Source organism: Flavobacterium sp. ov086 (genome assembly GCF_900187965.1).
GTDB lineage: Bacteria > Bacteroidota > Bacteroidia > Flavobacteriales > Flavobacteriaceae > Flavobacterium.
This window is the reverse complement of the sequence record NZ_FZNL01000056.1, coordinates 1-3,428: the sequence shown is the minus strand read 5'-3', so window position 1 is coordinate 3,428 and position 3,428 is coordinate 1. Positions and strand designations below refer to the sequence as shown.

Sequence of the window (3,428 nt, the reverse complement as noted above, 5' to 3'; positions counted from 1 at the left end):
GCAAAGTCAGAGACGTTTGCACAGCAGCTACACTTTGCGCAGCCAGGGGATTTATTTTAAAAGACTATAACCGTAACCAATTAAAATATACGTTATAAAAAATAATAGTGTAAATAAAAGCATAAACACTAAAAAATTATTTTTTGGCCTTAAATCAATTTTAGAAAAAAAATAAAATACTATTGCAGCTATATACGGCAAAACAAATAAATTTGCTGCTTCAAGATAAAGCGTTTCAATTGCTTTTTGTTGATATGTAACTAGGTCTACTAAATTTTTGTGAAAATTATCTTTGGTAATTTTCATACTCTCCCAAATAACAAATAAGTGAATATATTTAACTACACCTGCTGTTACTATTGAAAAAAATAATAGTTTTAAAATTTCTTTATGTTTATGTTTCATTCTGATGTTTTTGTTTTTTTTAATGCTTCTTTAGTACCGTCTATTAATGAACTAAACTGTGTATCCTGTTGAGTATTATTATAATCTGCAGCCCTCTGAAAAATCAATTGAATGTTCGAAGAGAGTGTACTCAATGTCGTCGTACTATTGTATTTACTTGTAGTTGTTTTATGATTATTATCAACTGTAGTTGTTTGAGTTAGACTTAATTTAACATTTTTTACATCGACAATACTTTCACTGGCTATAGACGGTATTTGACCTTGATATCTTTTTATTACTGTCGTTTTTGTAATTGCTGTTGTTTTTCCTTGATTAGTTAATTCAGTATATTTAGTCTTTGAAATTTTATTTCCTTTTCCATCTTTATATTCTATACTAATTTCTTTTTTGAAAAGAATAATTTTTGTTAGTCTTTCACCATCTTCTAATGTGCTCAGAAGATTTGATTCCCCTTTATTTGCTATATCTAATAAAGCTCCAATAAATTTCGATGTATCACCCAAACTATTTCTAAATAAATAAATATTATAACCATCCTGCGAAAAATTAGAATCTAATTCGTCAGAATAACCATCTTGCTGTGGCGTATTATTATTATCCCCCATACTATTTCCACCAGAATTAGCATATGCTACAGCTTCTTCAAACGTCGCTACTTTACCATTTATTACATACTCACCTGTTGTATTATTATATATCGGAGATGCACCACTTGGATCTTCCCAAAATGCTGGATTGTTGTTAAATGCAGTGTATGGTGATTCATCAAAATGTACAACTGGAGAATTAAATCCATTCTTTATATCTTGAAAAAGAAACACATCCTAAAAACATTCCGAAAACAAAAAACATAGAAAGATCAAACTCCTCAAAAGTACTAAAATTCTTATAGTTACAATATAAAACTCGTAAATACATCGTAATAAATCCAAAAAACATAAGAAACAAATAATAAAATCTAGCCCTTGTCAAAAGTATTAATTGGAATGTAAAATAAATGAGAAAACTACTTAATAATAATAATATTTCATCATAAAAATTAGTCTTAATATAAGAATAATTCACTGTTGATTTTACTTTAAATGTAATAACAAACTTAATAAATAACAAAGAAATCTCTGAATAAATTACAACTAAAACAAAATCTATAACAGAAAATCTCATTAATCTCTTGTTGTTTTTTAAAAAATCTTTACATAGAACTATAAATCTCAGACCGAAAGATAAAAATATAAGCAACAACAGTAAAAGTTCCAAAATATCTTGAAAATAAAATATTCTATCAATAGTTTTACATATTAAGATGCAATAAATTAGAATTTCAAAAATTTGCTCCCGATTATTGAATAATAAAACATTCTTTTTTTTATTGTTATAGTACAATAAACCAATTGATCCTATTGTAGCCATATAAACTATTAGTAAATTTATTTTTTTATTTTCAATAATGTAACTTACCAATATAATAAATACCACAATATAAATTAAATCAAGTACCTTTTTCTTTTTGACCATATCACAATCCTTGTTAATGCTTAGTAATCTGCGGTTTATTCTTATGAATTGGAACAAATTCTCCAAAAATAATATTTTTGGAAATTGTCGAATAATTTGTTACAGGTGAATAAATTCTTTCTTGGTAAATTGAAAATTCAGGTAAAGCATATGTACCAGTGGTAATTTTAGATTGCTGAACATTTATTATATCATTTGTTAAAATATTCATAGTTACTTTTCCGTACCATAATGTTTGTCTAACTAATAATGTTGCACGTCTCTCTTGCATATTTACCTGAGACACAATTGCGTTTGCCCCACCTATTCCTCTTTTAATATCTGATGATGCACCCGCAAACCCTCCAACCAACTCTCCAATAATATAATTAAGTACTCCGGTCGCCATTAATTCATCTGACCATTTACCATATTTATATCCTATTGCTTCTTGATCTAAAATTAATCCTCTTTCTGTAAAATCAAAAGTTTTAATTAAGAGATTTCTAAAAAAGAGTGCAAATTTACTTTTCGGTCCAGGTCCACTACCAGTAAAACTATCAATTTCTTCTAAATTATCGGCAGTTGCTACTGTCCCTTTTTTAGCATTTTCTTCTTCTTCTTTTTTATCTGCAATTCGGTTATCGCTTTGATATTGTCCTGCCAGACTTGGATCAGCCCCTGGGACGTTTGCACAGCAGCTACACTTTGCGCAGCCGGGGGAGATTAGCTAAATATCAGTAACGTTTCAGTTTTATTATATAAGTATTACAATTACAATCACTTTTTATCATTTTATTCAAAATTATTTTTTGAAATCTATCTTCAATTTCTTTTGCCTCTGATTTACTTAAATCGTCAAGATACAACCATCGTGGTGTTCCTTCTGTAATTCTAAAAACAGATCTTATGGAAATACTAGCGATATTTTTTAATTTAGGGCTTGATCCTAATACTGTAACGTAATACATTTCTTCTTCAAAATCTTTGTTGCCTTTTAAGTAAAAAACTTTTCCTTCTAAAAAGCCATAACCTATCTCGTCCCAGTTATCATACTTCTTCCATTTTTCTGGTATTGCTAAATGTTTAGAACTTTCCTTAAATTTATTTAAGCATATATTTAATTTTTCTTCACTACATTTAAATTCATATATAGATCCACTACCTAAAGTACCGGCTATTTTATCATTACAACTTGCTAACAACAGTATCACAGTAACTATTATCACTTTCTTCATTTTATTTTTTTTGGTTCTCAATTAAATTAAAAGCTGTAATTATATTATATGCCGCAGTCATTGTTGCTTTAGACACTGGAGCGCCAGTAAATGGATCTATTTTTTTTTGACCATACATACTAAGGACTATTCTACAAGAATTTATTAAATTTCGATTTGCACCACTTGACAAAGGTGAATTAACTCCTTCAAACCCGCTCCCCGAAGTCTCCCCTTTACACATGCTGCGCAAATGTCTCTGACTTTGCGCCATTTATTAAAATTTAATCAGAAAAACGAAAACCTCTC

5 protein-coding genes are annotated in these 3,428 nt (G+C 28.6%); all 5 read right to left on the bottom strand.

Translation table 11 applies throughout. The annotated features are described in order from the left end of the window. Positions 1-51: 51 nt before the first annotated feature. Positions 52-405, bottom strand: coding sequence for a hypothetical protein (locus CHB81_RS26585; RefSeq protein ID WP_089354825.1), 354 nt, complete (start codon positions 403-405; stop codon positions 52-54). Continuing rightward, positions 402-1,229 (bottom strand): hypothetical protein, encoded by an 828-nt coding sequence (locus CHB81_RS26580; RefSeq protein ID WP_089354824.1) that lies wholly within the window; start codon positions 1,227-1,229, stop codon positions 402-404. The genes CHB81_RS26585 and CHB81_RS26580 overlap by 4 nt, the downstream gene beginning before the upstream one ends. Positions 1,230-1,936: 707 nt before the next feature. Beyond that, positions 1,937-2,311, bottom strand: a complete 375-nt coding sequence (locus tag CHB81_RS26570; protein ID WP_089354822.1) for a hypothetical protein — start codon at positions 2,309-2,311, stop codon at positions 1,937-1,939. A 328-nt stretch (positions 2,312-2,639) separates the two neighbouring features. Then, on the bottom strand, positions 2,640-3,140 hold the full coding sequence (locus tag CHB81_RS26565; RefSeq protein WP_254921285.1) for a hypothetical protein: 501 nt from the start codon (positions 3,138-3,140) through the stop codon (positions 2,640-2,642). 1 nt (position 3,141) lies between these two features. Next, on the bottom strand, positions 3,142-3,393 hold the full coding sequence (locus CHB81_RS26560) for a hypothetical protein (protein WP_141130487.1): 252 nt from the start codon (positions 3,391-3,393) through the stop codon (positions 3,142-3,144). Between the last annotated feature and the right edge of the window lie 35 nt (positions 3,394-3,428).

Bases quoted from the DNA above. Each gene is read 5' to 3' on its own strand.
- CHB81_RS26585 (WP_089354825.1), bottom strand. From the start codon at position 405: ATGAAACATAAACATAAAGAAATTTTAAAACTATTATTTTTTTCAATA.
- CHB81_RS26565 (WP_254921285.1), bottom strand. From the start codon at position 3,140: ATGAAGAAAGTGATAATAGTTACTGTGATACTGTTGTTAGCAAGTTGT.
- CHB81_RS26570 (WP_089354822.1), bottom strand. From the start codon at position 2,311: ATGGCGACCGGAGTACTTAATTATATTATTGGAGAGTTGGTTGGAGGG.
- CHB81_RS26560 (WP_141130487.1), bottom strand. From the start codon at position 3,393: ATGGCGCAAAGTCAGAGACATTTGCGCAGCATGTGTAAAGGGGAGACT.